12 protein-coding genes are annotated in these 18,837 nt (G+C 71.3%); 1 reads left to right on the plus strand and 11 read right to left on the minus strand.

The window, feature by feature from the left end:
- Positions 1 to 95 precede the first annotated feature (95 nt).
- Positions 96 to 911, plus strand: coding sequence for an ABC transporter ATP-binding protein (locus OG904_RS29335; protein ID WP_405496081.1), 816 nt, complete (start codon positions 96 to 98; stop codon positions 909 to 911).
- A 90-nt stretch (positions 912 to 1,001) separates the two neighbouring features.
- On the opposite strand, the gene OG904_RS29340 is transcribed toward OG904_RS29335, so the two are convergent.
- The 11 genes from OG904_RS29340 to OG904_RS29390 form a co-directional block, all read right to left on the minus strand.
- A complete protein-coding gene (locus OG904_RS29340; protein WP_405496083.1) occupies positions 1,002 to 1,559 on the minus strand; it encodes a hypothetical protein in 558 nt (185 codons plus the stop codon).
- 105 nt (positions 1,560 to 1,664) lie between these two features.
- Positions 1,665 to 3,749, minus strand: coding sequence for a helix-turn-helix domain-containing protein (locus OG904_RS29345; RefSeq protein ID WP_405496085.1), 2,085 nt, complete (start codon positions 3,747 to 3,749; stop codon positions 1,665 to 1,667).
- 101 nt (positions 3,750 to 3,850) lie between these two features.
- Positions 3,851 to 5,245: an MFS transporter gene (locus OG904_RS29350; RefSeq protein WP_405498349.1), complete on the minus strand. Its 1,395-nt coding sequence runs from the start codon at positions 5,243 to 5,245 to the stop codon at positions 3,851 to 3,853.
- Between the two features lie 757 nt (positions 5,246 to 6,002).
- A complete protein-coding gene (locus OG904_RS29355) occupies positions 6,003 to 6,377 on the minus strand; it encodes a hypothetical protein (RefSeq protein ID WP_405496087.1) in 375 nt (124 codons plus the stop codon).
- A gap of 619 nt (positions 6,378 to 6,996) precedes the next feature.
- Entirely contained in the window at positions 6,997 to 7,257 is a 261-nt protein-coding gene (locus OG904_RS29360; protein ID WP_405496089.1) for a hypothetical protein, read from the minus strand.
- A 16-nt stretch (positions 7,258 to 7,273) separates the two neighbouring features.
- Entirely contained in the window at positions 7,274 to 8,518 is a 1,245-nt protein-coding gene (locus tag OG904_RS29365; protein ID WP_405496091.1) for a Na+/H+ antiporter NhaA, read from the minus strand.
- Between the two features lie 246 nt (positions 8,519 to 8,764).
- Positions 8,765 to 10,312 (minus strand): alanine/glycine:cation symporter family protein, encoded by a 1,548-nt coding sequence (locus tag OG904_RS29370; RefSeq protein WP_405496093.1) that lies wholly within the window; start codon positions 10,310 to 10,312, stop codon positions 8,765 to 8,767.
- Between the two features lie 623 nt (positions 10,313 to 10,935).
- On the minus strand, positions 10,936 to 11,949 hold the full coding sequence (locus OG904_RS29375) for a hemolysin family protein (RefSeq protein WP_405496095.1): 1,014 nt from the start codon (positions 11,947 to 11,949) through the stop codon (positions 10,936 to 10,938).
- A complete protein-coding gene (locus OG904_RS29380) occupies positions 11,946 to 13,289 on the minus strand; it encodes a hemolysin family protein (RefSeq protein WP_405496097.1) in 1,344 nt (447 codons plus the stop codon). The genes OG904_RS29375 and OG904_RS29380 overlap by 4 nt, the downstream gene beginning before the upstream one ends.
- 257 nt (positions 13,290 to 13,546) lie before the next feature.
- Complete coding sequence (locus OG904_RS29385; protein WP_405496099.1) at positions 13,547 to 13,876, minus strand: TfoX/Sxy family protein; 330 nt, start codon at positions 13,874 to 13,876, stop codon at positions 13,547 to 13,549.
- 45 nt (positions 13,877 to 13,921) lie between these two features.
- Positions 13,922 to 18,802, minus strand: coding sequence for a DNA repair ATPase (locus OG904_RS29390; protein WP_405496101.1), 4,881 nt, complete (start codon positions 18,800 to 18,802; stop codon positions 13,922 to 13,924).
- Positions 18,803 to 18,837 lie beyond the last annotated feature (35 nt).

The raw sequence follows: 18,837 nt of genomic DNA on the forward strand, positions 1-18,837 counted from the left end.
ATGGTGCATCGAATGAACAAATCGACGGGGCGGGACCGCGATCACGCCGATCGAGCCGTTCCGGGGGCCGGAATCTTTCCAGGGGGAGTCGCAGCATGACGCAGCAGCAGGAGCGGCAGCAGCAGGAGCGGCCGCAGGACGAAGTGGCGCCGCCGATGGTGGTCGTCGAAGGACTGCGACGCAGTTTCGGCACCGGCCCGCAGGCCGTCCACGCACTGCGCGGAGTGTCCTTCGAAGTCCGCCGCGGCGAACTCACCGCGCTCAAGGGGCGGTCGGGCTCGGGCAAGACCACCCTGCTGAACCTGGTCGGCGGCCTCGACACCCCCACCGACGGCAGCGTCGCCCTCGACGGCACCGACCTGGCCGGCCTGGACGAGGACGGCCGCCTCGCACTGCGCCGCGACCGGATCGGCTTCGTGTTCCAGTCCTTCGGCCTGATCCCCGCCCTGACCGCCGCCGAGAACGTCGGAGTCCCGATGCGGCTGCGCAAGGTGCCGGCCAAGCAGCGTGAGGAGCGGGCCCGCACCCTGCTCGCGCTCGTCGGCCTGTCGGACCACACCGAGCAGCGCCCCGGCGAACTCTCCGGCGGCCAGCAGCAGCGGGTCGCCGTGGCCCGCGCGCTGGCGAACGAACCCGACCTGATCATCGCGGACGAGCCGACGGGCCAGCTCGACTCCGATACGGGCCGTCAGATCATGCGACTGCTGCGGGCCGTGGTGCGCAGCGAGGGGGTCACGGCGCTCGTCGCGACGCACGACCCGGCGCTGATGGAGCTGGCGGACCGGGTGGTGGAACTGCGCGACGGACGCATCGTGGACGTGCAGGGGGGGTCGGAGGGCGCCCCGGAAGCGGCGGTCGGGGCGGCTGCGGAGGCCGCGTCGGGGACGGCGTCCGGGGCCGGTCAGGACTGAGGCGGCAGCCGGCCGCCTGCGCCGTTCGGGCCGTTCGGGCCGGGCCGTTCGGGCCCGGCGGTCAGGGCCCGGGCGTTCGGGCCCCGGGACTCAGGAGCCCGCGGGCCAGAACGGCTGGGCCCGCAGCGCCGCGGACCGGACCGCGTCGGCGTCCAGGTCCAGGACGACGCCGGAATCCTGGAGCCCTCGGCGCGGCCACGAGCACGACAGGGTGAGGGGACCCGGCGGGGGCAGCGGCCACAGCCACAGCGACAGGCGTACGTCCTCGCCGTTGTCCGGACCGTCCGAACTGCCCTCGAACCTGCTCAACGACATCACGGGCCCCCGCCCGCCGCGCAATCCGGTCTCGTCGTCCTGCAGCACGTCGCCGCCGTCGGCGAACCCGAGCCGGAACAGCGGCTGGGACGGCCCGGTGAGGTCCACGTCCGCCGCGTCGCCGGACGGCCCGCCGGGCGATGCTCCACGCGCGTGCGCTTCGACCTCGATCTCGAGGCCGACCGGATAGGCCAGCACCTGCCGGACGGCCACCACGAGCCGGTCCGACCGGCAGATGACCACCGGTCCCGCAACGAATCCGCCGATCATCCTCGGCGGCGCGAACCACTCGGGCAGATCGCCCGAACTCCCCTTGCCCGGCGTCTCAAGCACGGCCAGAGCGTACAGGCTCCCTGCCGAGCCGTCGCGGGTGCGGAGCTCCTCGGATGCCTTCCGGGGCCAGGTCCGCAGGCCGGCCGGTGTTCCCGGCAACCGGCCTTAGGCGAGGGGAGCTTGTGGGTCCGACCGGTCATGACCGGCCTGGATCGCGGGCGTCGGGCCCGGCTTCGCCAGGAGGTGCAGGCGCAGGGCGAGTTGGAGTTCCAGGGCCCGGGCGGGGGAGTTCCAGTCCTCGCCCAGGAGGCGGCGGATCCGGTCGAGGCGCTGTACGACCGTGTTGACGTGGATGTGCAGGGCGTCCTTGGCCTTCGAGAGGCTCGCGCCGTGGAGGTAGTAGGCCTGGAGCGTGTGGACCAGCTCGGTGCCGCGCTGGGCGTCGTACTCGATGACGGGGCCGAGCACCCGGTGGACGTACCCGCCCACGTCACCGCGGTCCCCGAGCAGCAGGCCCACGAAGCCCAGGTCGGGCAGGGCGGCTCCGTGGCCGGTGTGGCCCAGGGCGTGCAGGGCCTGGAGGCAGCGGACGGCCTCGGCGTGCACGGACGGCAGACCGCCCGGCCCGTCGCCCGGGCCGGCGGAGCCCACGGTGACGGGAGCGCCGAGCGACTGCCCCAGCTCCGCCGCCAGGGACTGCGCGAGCTGCCCCGGCCGCTCCGCCGGGGCGAGCAGCACGATGCGGCCCTCGTGCAGTCCGGACAGCCCGTCGAGCGCGCGGGCCCGCCGCGCGGCCTCCGCCGACAGCCGGGGCCGCAGGGCCGCGTCGCAGTGGAGCACCAGGACGCAGTGCGGGCGCGCGAGGTTCACGCCGAGCTTGCGCGCCCGGATGGTCTGGCTTCCGGTGTCGCGGGTGCGCCCCGGGCTCTGCGGGGTCAGCAGGTCACTGAGCAGCTCGCCGCGCACCCGGTCCTCGGCGTGGGCCACCGAGCGGCGCAGCAGCAGGAGGAGCGCGGTGACCAGGCCGGTGCGTTCGAACAGCCGCCGGTCGGTGTCCGACAGGTCCGCCCGGCCCGTCAGGGCGATGCTGCCGAGGAGTTCGGGACCGGCCAGGACAGCGCAGACCCACACCCCGTCCACCGCGACCGCCCGGCCGCCGGACCGCGAGGCGGCCACCCCCCGGGCGGGCGGGCCGATCGGTTCGGTGGCGACCCGGGCGAGCTCGGCGCCGTCTGCGTCGTGCACCACCAGTCCGCCCCGGAGCAGCGCGGCGACCTCCCGGGCCACATCGGTGACGTCCCCGCCGCGCAGGACCAGATCGGTGAGCCGGTCGTGGGTTTCGGTGGCCAGCCGGGCGGCCTCGCTGTGGGCCCGGGCGGTCTCGGTGGCGGAGTTGAGCTCGGCCAGGGCCGTACGGGTCTCCTCCAGCAGCCGCGCCCCGTCGATGGCCACGGCGGCGTGGTCGGCCAGTGAGGAGAGCAGCGCGACCGCGTCGGGCGCGAAGTCCCGTACCGACCGGTCGGCGGCGTAGAGCACTCCGATCACCCGGGAGGCGACGCGCAGCGGGACCCCGAGGATGCCCCGCAGTCCTTCCTCGCGCACACCCGAATCGATGGTGGTGGTGTGCCGGAAGCGGTCGTCGGAGCGGTAGTCGGCGCTGGCGTACGGGCGGGCGGTCTGGGCGACCAGGCCGCCGAGCCCTTCGCCCATGCCGAGCCGCAGCTGCTGGAAGGCGGCGGAGACGGAGCCGTCGGTGACGCGCATGAACGTGTCTCCCGCGAGCGGGTCGTTGAGCGTGAGGTAGGCGACGTCCGTACCGAGCAGGGTCCTGGCCCGCCGCACGATGGCCCGTAGCACCGCGTCGAGGTCGCGCAGCGCCGCGAGGTCGCCGGCCGTGTCGAAGAGGGCGGTGAGCTCCGCCTCGCGCCGCCGGTGCTGGTCGAGGGTGCGGCGGATGTCGAGGGCGACCCGGGTCGCCTCCTCCACGACGGCCTGCTCGGCCGGTTCGGCCCCGGCGGTACGGGCCTGCGCGCCGGGCCGGGCGAAGTGCTCGGCCGGCGCGCCCTGGGCGAGCAGCCCGAGGAGCCTGCGCAGGGCGGCCGCGGCCAGGGCTCCGCCCGGGGGCACGGCCGCCGGGGCGGAGGCGAGTCCGTTGCCGGGGCCGGAGTTGAGCGCGGGTGCGGGTGCGGGTGCGGGTTCGGGCCGGATCGCGGGCTCGGCGGGCTCGGCGGAATCGTTCACGTGGGCCATGCTGGCAGCCCTTCGGCGCGGGGTGGTGAGAGGGGCCGCCCGCCGTGAGGGGAACTCCGGTCACGGCGGGCGGCACCGCAGGTCCGCCTCGGCGGGCGGAGTCAGGCAGGGTCGGAGAGCGTGGCCGCGGAGGCGGACCGGGCCGCGTACCCGCCCCCGTCCCCGGACTCCGCCGCCCCCGCCTTCGGGACCGACAGGTCCCGGCCCCGGGTCTCGCGGGCGAAGGCGACCGTGATGGTGGTGACGACGGCGGCCGCGGACAGGTAGACGGAGACCGGCACGGAGGATCCGTACTCCTTCAGGAGCTCGACGGCGATGATCGGGGCGAGGGCGCCCGCGACGATCGAGGCGAGCTGGGAGCCCATCGAGGCCCCGGAGTAGCGGACCTTGGTGTCGAACATCTCGGAGACGAAGGCGGCCTGCGGCCCGTACATGGCGCCGTGCAGGAGCAGCCCGGCGGTGACGGCCAGGGTGATGACGGCGAACGACTCGGAGTCCACCAGGGCGAAGAAGGCGAACGCCCACAGGGCCATGCCGGCCGACCCGATCAGCGTCACAGGCCGGCGGCCGATCCGGTCCGACAGCGCGCCCCAGGCGGGGATGGTGACGAAGTGGACGGCCGAGCCGATCAGGAGCGCGTTGAGCGCGGTGGTCTTGGGGAGGCCGAGGTGGGTGGTGACGTAGACGAGGAGGAAGGAGGTGAGGACGTAGTACGAGATGTTCTCGCCGAACCGGGTGCCGATGGCGGTCAGCACCTGCCGCCAGTCCTTGCGGAACACCTGGACGACGGGCGCCCTCTCCTCCGCGGGCCCGCTGGCGGCCTCGGCCTGTGCGGCGAGGAAGACCGGTGACTCCGAGACGGACAGCCGGATCCACAGCCCGACCACCACGAGGACCCCGGAGAGCAGGAAGGGGATCCGCCACCCCCAGGAGAGGAACGCCGCGTCCGTCTGCACGGCCGCGAGCAGCGCGAGCACCCCGGTGGCCAGCAGATTGCCCCCGGGTGCCCCCGACTGCGGCCAGGAGGCCCAGAACCCGCGGTGTTCGGCACCGCCGTGCTCGGAGACGATCAGCACGGCCCCGCCCCACTCGCCGCCGAGCGCGAACCCCTGCACCAGGCGCAGCACGGTGAGCAGGATCGGAGCGCCGACCCCGATGCTCGCGTGGGTGGGCAGCAGCCCCATCGCGAAGGTCGCCCCGCCCATCATGAGCAGGCTCAGCACCAGCAGCTTCTTGCGGCCGACCTTGTCCCCGAAGTGCCCGAAGACGACCCCGCCGAGGGGCCGGGCCAGGAACCCGATGGCATAGGTGAGGAAGGCGATCAGGGTCCCGGTGAGCGGATCGGCGGTGGGGAAGAACAGCTTGTTGAAGACCAGGGCCGCGGCGGTCCCGTAGAGGAAGAAGTCGTACCACTCGATGGTGGTCCCGATCAGGCTGGCGGCAACGATCCGCCGGATTCCGGATGGAGCGTTAGGGGCGGTTCCGGGGGAGACCATGTGCACCACTTCCAGGGTGTCTGCGGGGACGTCGGGTGTGGCCACAACGTAGAAGTCCGCAGGTCACCCGCATATGTGGCCCGCCATCACAATCGGGCCACGACTGATGTAGGTGCGCACCACATGCCCAAACGCATGCCCCGCATTCCCTCCGGAACGGGGTCGTGAAGCCCTGTCGGAATTGCAGAGTTAGAGCTCTTTTGGGTGGGCGGTGCTGAGTCCCGTGCTGGTTTGGTGCTGACCCGAAACCCCACGTCAGCACCCCTCGCAACCCGTCCCGTGCTGGTTCGGTGCTGGTTACGCTGCGTTGAGCGCGACCTGATTGTGGTCGAGGCGGGGCAAAGCGGAAGCCCGGAGAATCAGTCTGAGTTCCGCCTCTCGGGCCCGATTCACACTGGGCGTTGGCCGGCACACCGCGGTGACCGAATCCGAGTGTTCGACCCACCCCGGTATGCCGCAGGGCAGTGGGCCGGGACACAGAGACGACCGGACTCCCGCTGGACTCGGACCCTGGATACCGGCAGATTCTTCGTCTGCTGGTGGTACACGTGCCACACCCGCCCTGAGCAGGCAAAATGAAGCAATCTGCCTTCGATGGGCCGGTGCTGGTCCGCAACTGGCCCGGATCTTGGTGGGTGGGGAGCGGGGGCGTGTCGCGTTCCGCGGCCAGGTCCTCAGAGCGATGGTCGACGATGGGCGACCTCAGGCATCGGGCTCTGCGGGTGCGCCGGTGAGTGTGGGACAAGCCGCGTCGGCGTTACCGGGTGGGGGCGCGGGTGCGGACGAGTAGCAAGGTCAGGACTCCGGGAGCCACCACCAAGGCGACGTACCACAAGGCCCCGTGCGAGATGCCGAGTCGCGCGAAGGTGGCAGGCGCGCCCGAGAGCGTGATCTGGACAGCCCAGAGGGCCAGCGCCATAGCGGTGGTGACTAGCGCGAGCCACGCGCCCCGCCGGGCAAGGGCAGCTTGATCCGCGTGGCCGGTCAGCAGGCGGGTCCCAGCCGAGGCGAGTATGAAGCCGGCGGCGCCGAATGTGGCGGTGAAGAGGAGTGCCAGCGGCTTGCCATCACATACGAGGACCGCGATGGCTGCGTACCAGAGGCCCGCAGCCATCGACATCAACGCGGACATGCTCGCTCCTTCCTGTGGGGCGGGCTCCGAACGAGCCCGCCCTCGGCGCCCCATCCGACGGGTTGGCCGGCGGGGGAGCGGAGAGTTCGATCTCGATTGTCTCCGCAGTCCGTTCCCGTTCTTCTCGCCCCTCCTGATGCCACCCGCTGCTTCTCGCTTACCCAAAGTGCCGAGAGCAGCCCAGGGTGTTCGGGATGCCGTCACAAGGCTGGGGCAATGCACCGGAGCACGCTCGTTCCTATACCGCCGCGACGGCTCGTCCGTAGTCCGCGGCCACCCACGTCAGAGGACCCGACGTGCGGACCTGCGAGGCCCTCAGGTTTTCCGGTCTGGCCCCTCGATGAGCATGACCCCGGTCTCCCGTCCGTAGCCGCGCCTGTCAGGGGACTGAGGCGCCCCCGGTCGGGGGCGCATTCGTAGGACGCCTCCCGCTCCCCTCCTGCAGTGGCTTGCTTGCCAGGGTCTCGCGCATAGGGCGGCGGCGTGAGAGTGCGCCCCGGCAGCGCGCGTACGGGTGATGCTGCCGGAGCCCGGCAGGAGACAGTGAGCTTCGGTGGGCGGCTCCTCAACTCCGAACCCTCTGAGGTCGGTTCCCGTCTCAGACGTATGACTGCCACCGTCAGTCGTTGTTCTCGTCGCTGCCGGCCACGTAGGCGACGAGCACGGCGGCGAGCGCCGCCCGGGCCGCGGTGGGTCCCGCCGTCGTCCACGCGAGGAGGCCGAGGAGGAGGGCGGTGAGGGCTCCGGTGGCGAGGGCGCGGAGGTTGGTGAGGAACTGCCACTGGCGGCGTCCGCTGCCGGGTTGGCGGATCTCGGCGACGGCCGTTCGGATGACGAGAGCCGCCACCACGATGGCGATGCTCAGCAGCGTGATGGCCATGGCCTCTCCGGTGCCGTCAGCGGTGCTGAGCGGCGGGTCGGTCCATCTCCTCGCGCTGGTAGATGTCGGGGATGCCGTCGGCGTCGGCGTCGAGGTTCTCTTCCTCGTAGAGGCGTTTGTAGAGCGTGTTGCGGCGGCGCAGCAGTACGGCTGCCAGAACGGCTGCGGTGACGGAGGCGATCAGGACGGCTGCTTTGGCGTGTTCGCCGACTGTCTGGCCGGGGAAGGCGAGTTCACCGATGAGGAGGGCCACGGTGAAGCCGATGCCGGCGAGGACGGACAGGCCGAGGACGTCGGCCCAGGCCAGGTCGGGGTTGAGCTGTGCCTTCGTGTAGCGGGCGGCCAGGTAGGTGCCGAGGAAGATCCCGATGACCTTGCCGACGACGAGGCCGAGGACGATTCCGAGTGGTTCGGGGCTGGTGAACACCTCCGCCAGGGCGGGGCCGGAGATGGTGACGCCGGCGGCGAAGAGGGCGAAGAGGGGGACGGCGACTCCCGCGGAGAAGGGGTGTAGCAGGTGCGAGACCCGAGAGGCGGGGGAGACGGTCTCGCCCTTGTCCCGGGTGGTGCGCAGGATGAGGCCCATGGCGACGCCGGCGACGGTGGCGTGGACACCGCCGTTGTACATGAGCGCCCAGATCGCGATGCCGAGCGGCACGTTCCACCCCCAGCCCCGGACGCGGAGCCGTTGGAGGAGGTAGAAGAGGGCCAGTCCGGCGAAGGCTCCGCCGAGGACCCAGAGGTTCAGGTCGCTGGTGAAGAAGACCGCGATGATGAGGATGGCGCCGAGGTCGTCGACCACGGCGAGGGCGAAGGCGATGTCGGTGGCCATCGGCACGGCCCAGCCGGCGAGGCTGCCGCCGCCCGCCCAAGCGGTTGCTGCGTAGAGCGCGGCCGGTACGGCCATGCCGCACAGGGCGGCGATGACCGGGAGGGCGGCGGTGGCGGGGGTGCGCAGCTCGCCGACGACGAGTTCCCGCTTCAGTTCGATGCCGGCGACGAGGAAGAAGACCGCGAGGAGGCCGTCGGCGGTCCAGTGTCCGACGGAGAGGTCCAGGCCGAGGGCGGGTATGCCGAAGTGGAAGTCGCGTATCGATTCGTACACGTCGCCCAGCGGGCTGTTCGCCCAGATCAGCGCGATGACGGCTGCGGCGAGGAGGACGAGTCCGCCGACGGTCTCGGTGCGCAGGGCGGAAGCGATGGCCTGGCGTTCGGGCCACGGCATGAGGCCGAAGACGATGCGAGGGCGCGGGCTGCTCATGGGGAGGGCCTTCCGGGGCGTCGGCTGGAGATGGGCATACGGCCCCTAGGACGCCGACCAGACTTCCCGGCACACCGCGCGTCCAGGGCGGCTCAGCCGCCCCCTTGACGCGTCCTTACACCCTAGGGGAGATGTCAGGATCTCGCTAGATGGGTCCTGACCTGCAAGAACGCATGCGAGCGGGCTCGTACACACCAAGGCGCGAGGCGTGTACGAGCCCGCTCAGGAGCCGGGCCGCGGCGGCGGTCAGACGGTGGTCTTCACCAGCTCCCGGTCGTCGTCCTCGTCTGCTCCGGTGTCCGTGTCGAGGCCGGCGTCGCGGCGGCGGACATAGCCGAGGAAGTTGTTCAGCTCCCGCTTGACCACGGGGGCCAGGAGGTACAGGCCGATGATGTTGATGACGGCGAGCATGAAGAGCACCGCGTCGGCCATGTCGATCAGGGTCTGCAGGGTGAGCAGCGAACCGGCGACCGCGAACAGCGTGTAGAAGACCTTGAAGGTCAGCTCGCTGGTCTTGCTGCGGCCGAAGAGGTGCGTCCACGCCTTCATGCAGTAGTAGCCCCAGGTCAGCACGGTGGAGATGGCGAACAGCATCACCGCGATGGTGAGGATGTACGGGAACCAGGGCAGGACCGTGGCGAAGGCGTCGGAGGTGATCGTCACGCCGCCCGGGCCCTTGCCCTCGCGGGCTTCGCCCCAGCTGGCCGGGTTGGCGATGACGATCGTCAGGGCGGTCATCGTGCAGATGACCACGGTGTCGATGAACGGTTCCAGCAGCGCGACCAGGCCCTCGCTGGCGGGGTGCTTGGTCTTGACCGCGGAGTGCGCGATCGGGGCGGAGCCGAGACCGGCCTCGTTGGAGAACGCGGCCCGCTTGAAGCCGACGATCAGCGCGCCGAGGACACCACCGGCGACACCCTGCGGGTTGAAGGCGCCCTCGATGATCGAGGAGAGCGCGGACGGCACCGCGGAGACGTTGACCAGGATGACCACGAGGCAGGCGACGATGTAGATGCCGGCCATCGCCGGGACGAGCTTGCTGGTCACGGAGGCGATGGAGCGGATGCCGCCGAGGAGCACGATGCCGACCAGGGCGGCGATCAGGATGCCGAAGAACAGCGCGCCGGCCGAGGATCCCATCAGGCCGCTGTCGCCGCCGGTGACGGAGACGAGCTGCGCGTAGGACTGGTTGACCTGGAAGAGGTTGCCGCCGAAGAGGCCGAAGAAGAGGATCATCACCGAGGCGAGGACACCCAGCACCTTGCCCAGCTTCAGGCCCTTGGCGCCGAAGCGGTCGGCCAGGCCCTTGGGCAGGTAGTGCATCGGGCCGCCGGAGACCGTGCCGTCGGCGTGCACCTCGCGGTACTTCACGCCGAGGGTGACCTCGACGAACTTCGTGGCCATGCCGAGCAGGCCGCAGAGGATCATCCAGAACGTCGCGCCCGGGCCGCCGATGGAGACTGCGACGGCGACACCGGCGATGTTGCCGAGGCCGACGGTGCCGGAGACGGCCGCGGTCAGGGCCTGGAAGTGGTTGACCTCACCGGCCGAGCCTTCCTCGTCGTACTTGCCGCGCACCACGTTCACCGCGAGGCGGAACTTGCGTATCTGCACCAGGCCGAACCAGCCGGAGAAGACCAGGCCGGCCACGACGAGCCAGGCCACGATCAGCGGGATCTGTGTCCCGTTGACGGGGACGGAGTAGAAGACGATGTCTCCGAGCCACTTGGCGATGGGCTCGAAGAATCCGCTGACGGCTTCGTCTACGGAGGTGGTGATGGTGTCGAGTGACATCAGGCTTTACCTCGATGGCGCAGAACCGGCGCAGTGCGGTGCGACGGTGTGAGTGCGGGCGGGCATGGAGCGAAATCCGTTGTCCGATCGATGGCCCTGGGAGGTTCGGTCCGCGGACTCGGACCTCGACTTCCCTGGCCGTGCAAAGCCGGTGCGTGCCGGCACTCCGAGGTCCGGCGAGGGGTGGGCCGGAAGCGGAGTTGCGCATTTTTAGCACGCTGTTTGCGTGGTCTTTAGTGATGCAGCTCACACACAGGGTGAAAATGTCGTATTTCCCCAGGTTCGGTGATGGGATCGTTATCCGGATATGAGGTTCCGTTGAGCGAACGATCGCAGCCATCGGAGGGCATAAGGCTCTGCGTTCCGGGTGGGCGTACTGCGTACGGCCGGGCGGAGAAGACCGGCCCATACGTACGGTTGATCACGGTGACGGTGTGTGGTGTTGTGGTCGACGGCCCGGCGGGGCGCCCTTTGTGTGTGGTGGTGTTGTTCCACCGCGGACAGCGTGACCGGGTCATGGCGGTGACGTTCTTGCCTGCCGGTGACCCGAGCCGGTTGCGGCCGGAGGCCGACCCCTGGCCAGGGGTCGGCCTCCATCGTCGGGGCTCTGGGGAGGGTGCGGGTCAGGCGGCCTCTCCGACGAGTTCTTCGAGGACGTCTTCCATCGTGACGAAGCCGATCACGGCGCCGTCGGTGTCGGTGACGGCGGCGAGGTGGGTGCCGGCCGCGCGCATGGCGGACATGGTGTCGTCCAGGGGTGTGTCCTGGCGGACTGCGGTGACGGTGTGCAGGGCGCCGGACGGGAAGGGGGCCGTGCGGTTGGCGGCGGCCAGGGCGTCCTTGATGTGGAGGAAGCCCATGATCCGGCCGTCGGGGCCGGTGACGACGAAGCGGGAGAAGCCGTGTTCGGCGGCGGTGAGTTCCAGGCCGCGCGGGGTGATGGTGTGCGGCACGGTGACGAACTCGGCGCGGGGGATCATGATCTCGCCGACGGGGCGGGTGCCGAGTTCGAGGGCGTCCTGGAGGCGTTCGCCGTCCTCGGGGGCGAGGAGGCCGGCGGCGCTGGAGTCCTTGACCAGGCGGGCGAGTTCGTCTTCGGTGAAGACGGAGCCGATCTCGTCCTTGGGTTCGACCTTCAGCAGCCGCAGCAGGCCGTTGGCGAAGGCGTTGATGCCGAACACGAACGGGCGCAGCGCGCGGGTGAGGGCGACCAGCGGCGGTCCCAGGAGCAGGGCGGTCGGGGCTGGGGCGGCCAGTGCGATGTTCTTGGGGACCATCTCGCCGACGAGCATGTGCAGGTAGGTCGCCGCGGTGAGGGCGAGGACGAACGCGATCGGGTGGATGAGGGCTTCGGGTACCCCGATGGCTTGGAAGGGGGGTTCGAGGAGGTGGGCGATGGCGGGTTCGGCGACGGCGCCGAGGACCAGTGAGGAGACGGTGATGCCGAGCTGGGCGGTGGCCATCATCGCGGAGAGGTGTTCCAGCGCCCACAGGGTGGTCTTCGCCCGGCGGCTGCCCTTGAGCGCGGCCGGTTCGATCTGGCTGCGGCGCACGGAGATGAGGGCGAACTCGGCGCCGACGAAGAAGGCGTTGGTGATCAGGGTGAGGGCGCCGATCAGGAGCTGGACGGCGGTCATCGGGACTCCTCCGCGGTGTTGGCTTCTTCGTCGGTGGTGGCGGGGGCCGTGAGGGTCAGGCGGTCGGCCCGGTGGTGGTCGATGTCGAGCACGGTGATCTCCCAGCCGTCGACGGTGACGGTGTCCCCGCCGGCTGGGATGCGTTCCAGGCGGGCGGCGATCAATCCGGCGAGGGTCTCGTAGGGGCCCTCGGGCACGTCGAAGCCGATCGTCTCCAGTTCGTCGAGGCGGACGCTGCCGTCGGCTTCCCAGACGTGGCGGCCGTCCTCCTGGTCGGGGGCCTCGATGAGGTCGGGGACCTCGATCGGGTCGTGCTCGTCGCGGACTTCCCCGACGACTTCTTCGACGATGTCCTCGACGGTGGCGACGCCGGCGGTGCCCCCGTACTCGTCGATGACGACGACCATGGTCCGGGCCTTGCGCATCCGGCCGAGGAGGACGTCGGCGGGCAGCGAGTGGGGCACGAGCAGCGCCGTGGTCATCAGGTCGGCCACCGTGATCACGCGGCGTTCGTCCTCGTCGAAGGCGAGGACGTCGCGGATGTGGAGGGTGCCGACGACCTCGTCGAGGGTGTCGCGGTAGATGGGGAAGCGGGACAGGCCGGTGGCGCGGGTGAGGTTGGCGGCGTCGGCGGCGGTGGCGTGCATCTCCAGGGCCTGGACCTCGATGCGCGGGGTCATGACGTTCTCCGCGGTCAGCTCGGCCAGGTGCAGCGTACGTACGAACAGTTCGGCCGAGTCGGCCTCGATCGCGCCCTCGCGGGCGGAGTGGCGGGCCAGGGCGACGAGCTCCTCGGGGGTGCGGGCCGAGGCCAGCTCCTCCGCGGGCTCCAGGCCGAAGCGGCGCACGAGCCGGTTCGCGGTGTTGTTCAGGTGCCGGATGAGCGGGGCGAACGCAGCGGTGAAGGCACGCTGCGGGCCGGCCACGACCTTGGCGACGGCCAGCGGACGGGAGATCGCCCAGTTCTTCGGGACCAGCTCGCCCACGACCATCAGGACGACCGTCGAGAGGGCGACCCCCAGCAGGGTCGCCGTCGTGGAGACGGCGCCGGCGGGCAGGCCCGCGGACTGAAGAGGGCCTCGCAGCAGCGCGGAGACGGAGGGCTCGGCGAGCATGCCGATCACCAGCGAGGTCACAGTGATGCCGAGCTGCGCACCGGACAGCTGGAAAGTGAGCCGCTTGGCGGCTTTCAAGGCGCTCTCGGCGCCGCGCTCACCTGCCGCGACGGCGCGTTCGAGTTCGCTGCGTTCGACGGTGGTGAGGGAGAACTCGGCGGCTACGAAGACGGCGCAGGCCAGTGTGAGGACGAGTGCGAGAAGTAGCAGCAGGACTTCGGTCACCGTGCCACCCCCGCTCCCGGCCGAAAGATCTGCGGGCAGGACGTGGCACGGCATGGACTGGGAGGTTCACCCATTGCGGGTCTTGCACTCCATTCGCTTCTCGGTGGACCTGGACGGTCCTGACTGCTGTTTGGTGACGGACAGTATCTGCAATCCTCTGGTAAAGGGCAAGTAAAAAGGCTGGGGTTCGCGCCCCTGCGAGGGGGCACCGACCGCTTGCGCATGCCCTCCTCCATGGCCGGGGAGAGTCCGGCGGGTCACTTGGGCGGAAGGGTGGCGGCGAAGGCCGTGGCCGTGGTGATCCAGTGGTCCAGGACGGCATCCTCTGCCAGGGCGGGGCCGCTCACGGTCACCCAGCCCCGCATCGGGCGGCCCGTGAAGTCCATGGGGCGAGCCTCGGGGCGGGCGAGGGCCTGTTCCGTTCCCTCGGGGCCCACGCGGACGGTGAGCTCGTCACCGGACACGCACACCGTCATGTTTCCGTGCAGCAGGAAGGCGAGGCCGCCGAACATCCGCTTCTCGGCGAGTTCGGGCTGCTCGCCGAGCCGCTCGCGGATCCGTTGGGTGAGCCCTTCGTCGTACGTCACGGATTCACTGTCCCGCGCCGAGCAGTCGCCCGCGCGCCGGTCCCGTCACGGGGTCTGGCGGTGAGGGGCCGCATGCCGGGCCGCCGGGTTGGCGACGGCGTGGCGGGGGTCGGCGGCACGGGTGATGGCGGACTCGACGGAGGCGACGCGGTCCGCCAGGAGGCCGAGGGCGGCGACCGCGCGGGTGAGCGGATGGCCGTCCGGGCCGCCGAGGGTCTGTGCGCGGACGCGGGCGGTCTTGATCACGATCCAGCGTGCCGCCTGCTCCGCCGTGAGGGTGGAGCGGAGTTCGGCGAGCTTGAGGAGGTTGGCCTCGGCGCCCGCGGTGAGGGTCTGGGCCTCGCTGGCGTAGTGGTCCTCGATCACCGCGGCCAGCTCGGCATCGTTCATGACGGGATCGATCCGGGCGGCGATCTTGTTCATGTTGCGGTACGAGCCCTGGAGCAGGAAGGGCGGCTCGGTGCGGGCTTCCTCGCTCTGGGCGGCCGAGGCGATGTAGGCGGCGTTCACGGCGAGGACGGTGTCCCGCGCGGTCAGCAGGTGCCGCAGCACCGCGAGCATCCGCTCCAGCTCGGCGGGGGCGTATGGGTGGGCCAACCGGTCGGCGCCCGCCGCCGGGTCGGCTGCGGCCAGGCGCAGCAACAGGTCGAGGTCGGCGCGGTCGCGGCCGGCGAGCGGGGCGAGGGCCGGGTTGGAGGTGAGGGCGTTCTCGACGAAGCTGGCGGCGAAGGCCGCCTCCTTGCCGGTCAGGACGTCGCCGAGGTTCCAGACGTCGGCGCGGTTGGCGAGCATGTCGGGTATGCGGAAGCGGTGGCCGGATTCGGTGTACGGGTTGCCGGCCATGCAGACGGCGAACCGCTTGCCGCGCAGGTCGTAGGTGCGCGCCTCGCCGTTCCGGACGCCTTCCATGCGGCGGGTGGCGTCGCACAGTGAGATGAACTGCTGGAGCAGTTCCGGCGAGGTGTGCTGGATGTCGTCGAGGTACAGCAGGGTGTTGTTCCCTGCCTCCAGCGCAAAGTTGATCTTTTCGACTTCCCGGCGCGCGGTGGCGCTCGGCGCTTCGGTGGGGTCGAGCGAGGTGACCGTGTGTCCGAGCGCCGGGCCGTCCACCTTGACCAGGACCAGGCCGAGGCGGTCGGCCACGTACTCCACGAGGGTCGTCTTGCCGTAGCCGGGCGGGGAGATGAGCAGCAGCAGGCCGTTGTTGTCCGTCCGCTTGGTCTCCCCGGTGGTGCCGAGCTGCTTGGCGAGGTTGTCGCCGATAAGGGGCAGGAACACCTCGTCGAGCAGGCGGCCCCGGACGAAGGAGGACATGACTCGGGGCTGGTAGTCGTCCAGTCGGAGCCGTGCGCGCTCGGCGGTGACCAGAGCTGCGCGTCGGTGCTGGTAGTCGCGAAAGCCTGGCACGACGGTGGTGAAGAACTCCCTTGTCCGGGAGAGGAGTTCGTCGATTCGTACGGTGAGGGACCGGCCGGTGACGCGCGGGTGGTGGCCGAGGAGGCCCTCGGCGGTCCCGGTCAAGGCGGCGTCCGACTCGTAGCGGTCGAGGTGCGGGCAGAGCTCGACGGCCACGGCCTCTGCGAGGTCCCCGGGGGCGAGGGGTTCTCCGGTCGCGGCGGCGTACGAGGCGAGCCAGGCCTCAGCGAGCTGGCGCTGGTCAGCCAGGGCGGGCAGCGCGGCGAGGTCCTCGTCGAAGGCGGATGTGCCGACCGCCCGCCGGAACTTCTCCAGCAGGGTGCGGGCGCCGGTGCTGGTGACGAAGCCGCTCCGGCCGTCGGCCAGTTCCTCGAAGAGGTACTCGGCGGCCGAGGCGCTGCTGGGGCCTTCGATGGCGGTTGCCAGTTCGGCCCGGAATTCGGCGATCGCGGGCGGCGCTCCGAAGGCCTCCCGGATACGGGCGAGCGAGGTGGCACGGCGGGTCCAGGTGGCCCGCTCCTCGACGGTCGTGCGGTGGGCCCAGAATAGCTGCGCCTCGGCGCGGGCCTCGGGCGGGTAGCGCAGCAGGCCCGCCGACTCGTGCAGGCGCAGCAGGACGGTCAGGATGACGGTGGCGTCGTGGTCGTGGACCCCGCGCTCGTAGCCCTCGTCGTACGCGGCTTCGGCGGCGCGCCGGACGAGGGCCGGGAGGTCGGCCTCCGCGAGGACGGCCGGCCCGTGCTCGGCGAGCAGGCGTGCGGCGAGGTACTCGGCGCGGTAGACATCGGCGTTCTCGGAGGGCAGCGACTGACCCCAGTAGGCGCGGGTGGCCGCGAACTCGGCATCGGTGACCAGGGAGCGGTAGTCGGTGCCGGTGAGGGCGAAGGCAAGGGTGTCGCCGTGCGGGACCAGGGTGAGGTCCAGCGGCTGGGTGTTGACCGCGAAGCGGTGGCGGCCGAGCCGGACCGTCTTGCCGCCGTCCGCGTAGAGCTCGGCGCGGTCGCGCAGGGCGCGGCCGGCCTCCTGCCGTGCGGCCTTGATCCGGCCGTCGAGTTCTTCGGCGCGGGTCCCCTCGCCCAGCTCCCGCAGTTCGGTGGCCGTGCGGCGGACCTTGGCGACCATCGGGTCGGAGGCGAAGAAGGTGCTGACCGCGTCGGTGTCGGCGAGGGTGGCGGCCCGGCGGGCGACGGTCTCCAGGACACGGGCGGCGGAGTCGGCCAGCTGCTCGGCGCGACGGGCTCGGGCGTCCTGCAGGGTCTGCTTGCGGGCGGAGAACGCGTCGTAAACCTCGGTGCGCTTGGCCGCCAGCTCGGCGAGGAATCCGTCGTTCTCCGCGAACCGCGACTCCAGGTTCTCCAGCCGCAGCAGGAGCCGTGACAGCTGTTCGTCGCACGCCTCCGGGCTGTCCGCGACGGCGAGCGCCCCAGTGACCGCCTGGCCGAGCAGGGCGGTTTCGGCGGCGAACTCGGCCCGTCCCTCGTGCGCGCGCAGCTCCCGGCGGCGGGCTTCGAGGGTGGCGCGGGCCCGGTTGACGCCGCCCAGTACCTTTGCGATCCGCTCCAGGATCGACGTGCGGACGGTGGGGTCGCCGATGTCGAGGCCCGCGACGACCTCGGTGACGATTTCCAGGCTTTCGCTCTGTCCGTCGAGGAGGGAGGTGAGGGGAGCCGCCTCGGCGGTGGTGGTGATCGCGGAGGCCTCGGCGGTGAGCCGGCCGGTCTCCTCGTGGTAGCCGGCGAAGGCGTCCTCGCGCGCGAGGAAGGCCACGGCCCGGCCGGCGAAGGAGGCGATGTCCGCCTCGGTCACGGCGGCCAGTTCGTCGATCCGGTCCATGTCCGCGTACCGCAGCTCCTTGAGGGTGAGGAGGTGACCGTGCGCACGGCGCAGTTCGGTCAGGCGGTCCACCCAGTCGCCGGTGCTGCGGGGGGCCTCGCCGCGCAGGCGCCGTACGAGTGAGGCGGTCCGCTCGGCTGAGTCGGCCAAGGCGTCCGCGGCCTGCCGGGCCAGGGTCTGTACGGTCTCGAACTCGGCCAGCACCTGTTCGGCGGTGGCACGGACGTCACGCAGGGGGGTGAGCAGGTCCCCGAGGTCGGGGGCCTCCAGCCAGTGGTACTGGTCGGCGGCCCGGTTACAGGCGGCGACCAGGGTCTCGTACCCGGCGGTGGTCCGGGTCGTTCCGGAAGCCGTGGCGGCGACGGACAGGCAGTCCGAGATGCCGCGGACGAGGTCGGCGTTCCCGACGCGGGCCAGCGCTCCGGTGCCGACCGGCCGGGATGCGGCGTAGGTGTCGGAGACGTACGGGGAGCTCCAGCGCTGGACCGGGTGCACGCGGGCGGGCTCGTCGGAGCCGGCGCGCAGCACCAGCAGTCCGCCGTCGTCGAAGAGGGCGTGGCCGTTGCAGGAGATGGGGGTGGCGATCTCCTTGCGGATGAGGTTGTACGGGAGCAGCAGGCTGTGTCCCTCCGACCGGGCGTGGAAGACGTACAGCACGTCCTCACCGTTGGGGGAGCGCACCGTCCGCTCGTACTCCAGCCCTTCGGTGGGGGTGTCGAAGGTCTTGGAGGCGCCGGAGGCCAGGCAGTAGCCGCCGGGGAAGACGATTCCCCGGTCCTCGGGCAGCCGGCGGGCGGCCCGTCCGATGCCGTCGAGGCGTACGACGGTCCTGGTCACGGTGTTGAAGACCAGGTGGCGCCGGGCTTCCTCCTTGTAGGGGCGCACGCGCAGCAGGATCAGCGGCTCTAGGCGCGCGTACTCGACTTCCGCGTCGGCGAGGGACTGGAGCGGTTCGTCGACGGGTTCGGAGTGGATCCCCTCGCCCGTCTCGGTGTCGTCCTCCGTCTTGACGGTGAGCGTGCCGCCGACCGTGGAGATGAAGACCTCGGCGCCGACGGACACGTGCGGGTGGCGGCCCAAGACGTGGTCCTCGCGGGTCGTCGCGGTCCACTCGAAGTCATGGGAGGGCGGAAGGACGTGATCGCGCTCGCCCCGGCCGTCCAGGAACGTCACCGATCCGTCGTCCTCCAAGGCCCAGCGCAGGACCCGGATGTCCTCGCTCGTCTCGCCGGTCCGGAAGACGGCCAGCAGCTTCCCGTCGACGAGGCGGAGCTGGAGCAGGCGGGTCGCACGGTAGTAGCGGTGGAGGGCCTCGAACTCCCGTAGGAAGGAAGGGTCGTCGAGCAGACCGGGAACAGCGCTCTCGGGCAGCCGCTCAAGGTTACGGCCGTGCAGGGCGAAGACGTCGGCCACGTCGGTCTCGGGCTTCAGCCCGGGGGTGGAAGCGTGGTGGCCGAAGAGCAGGCGGTCCCCGACTGCCACGATGTCGCGCGGGCTGCAGTTGTGCTCGGTGCGGATGCGCTCGGTGGCTTCGAGGGTCAGCCCGGTGGAGCCGAACTCTTCGGCCCGGCGGGTGTTGAGTGCCTCGGTCCGCCGGGCCAGCTCACCAGCCTGCGCGGCGAGCCGGTCGCGCAGCACCTCGTAGGTGCCCGCGTCCATGGAGGACGTGCTGGTCATGATGCGGCTCCCTGCGGCTGCGTACGGGGTCTTCG

It is taken from the genome of Streptomyces sp. NBC_00096, from assembly GCF_045041305.1.
Lineage (GTDB): Bacteria > Actinomycetota > Actinomycetes > Streptomycetales > Streptomycetaceae > Streptomyces.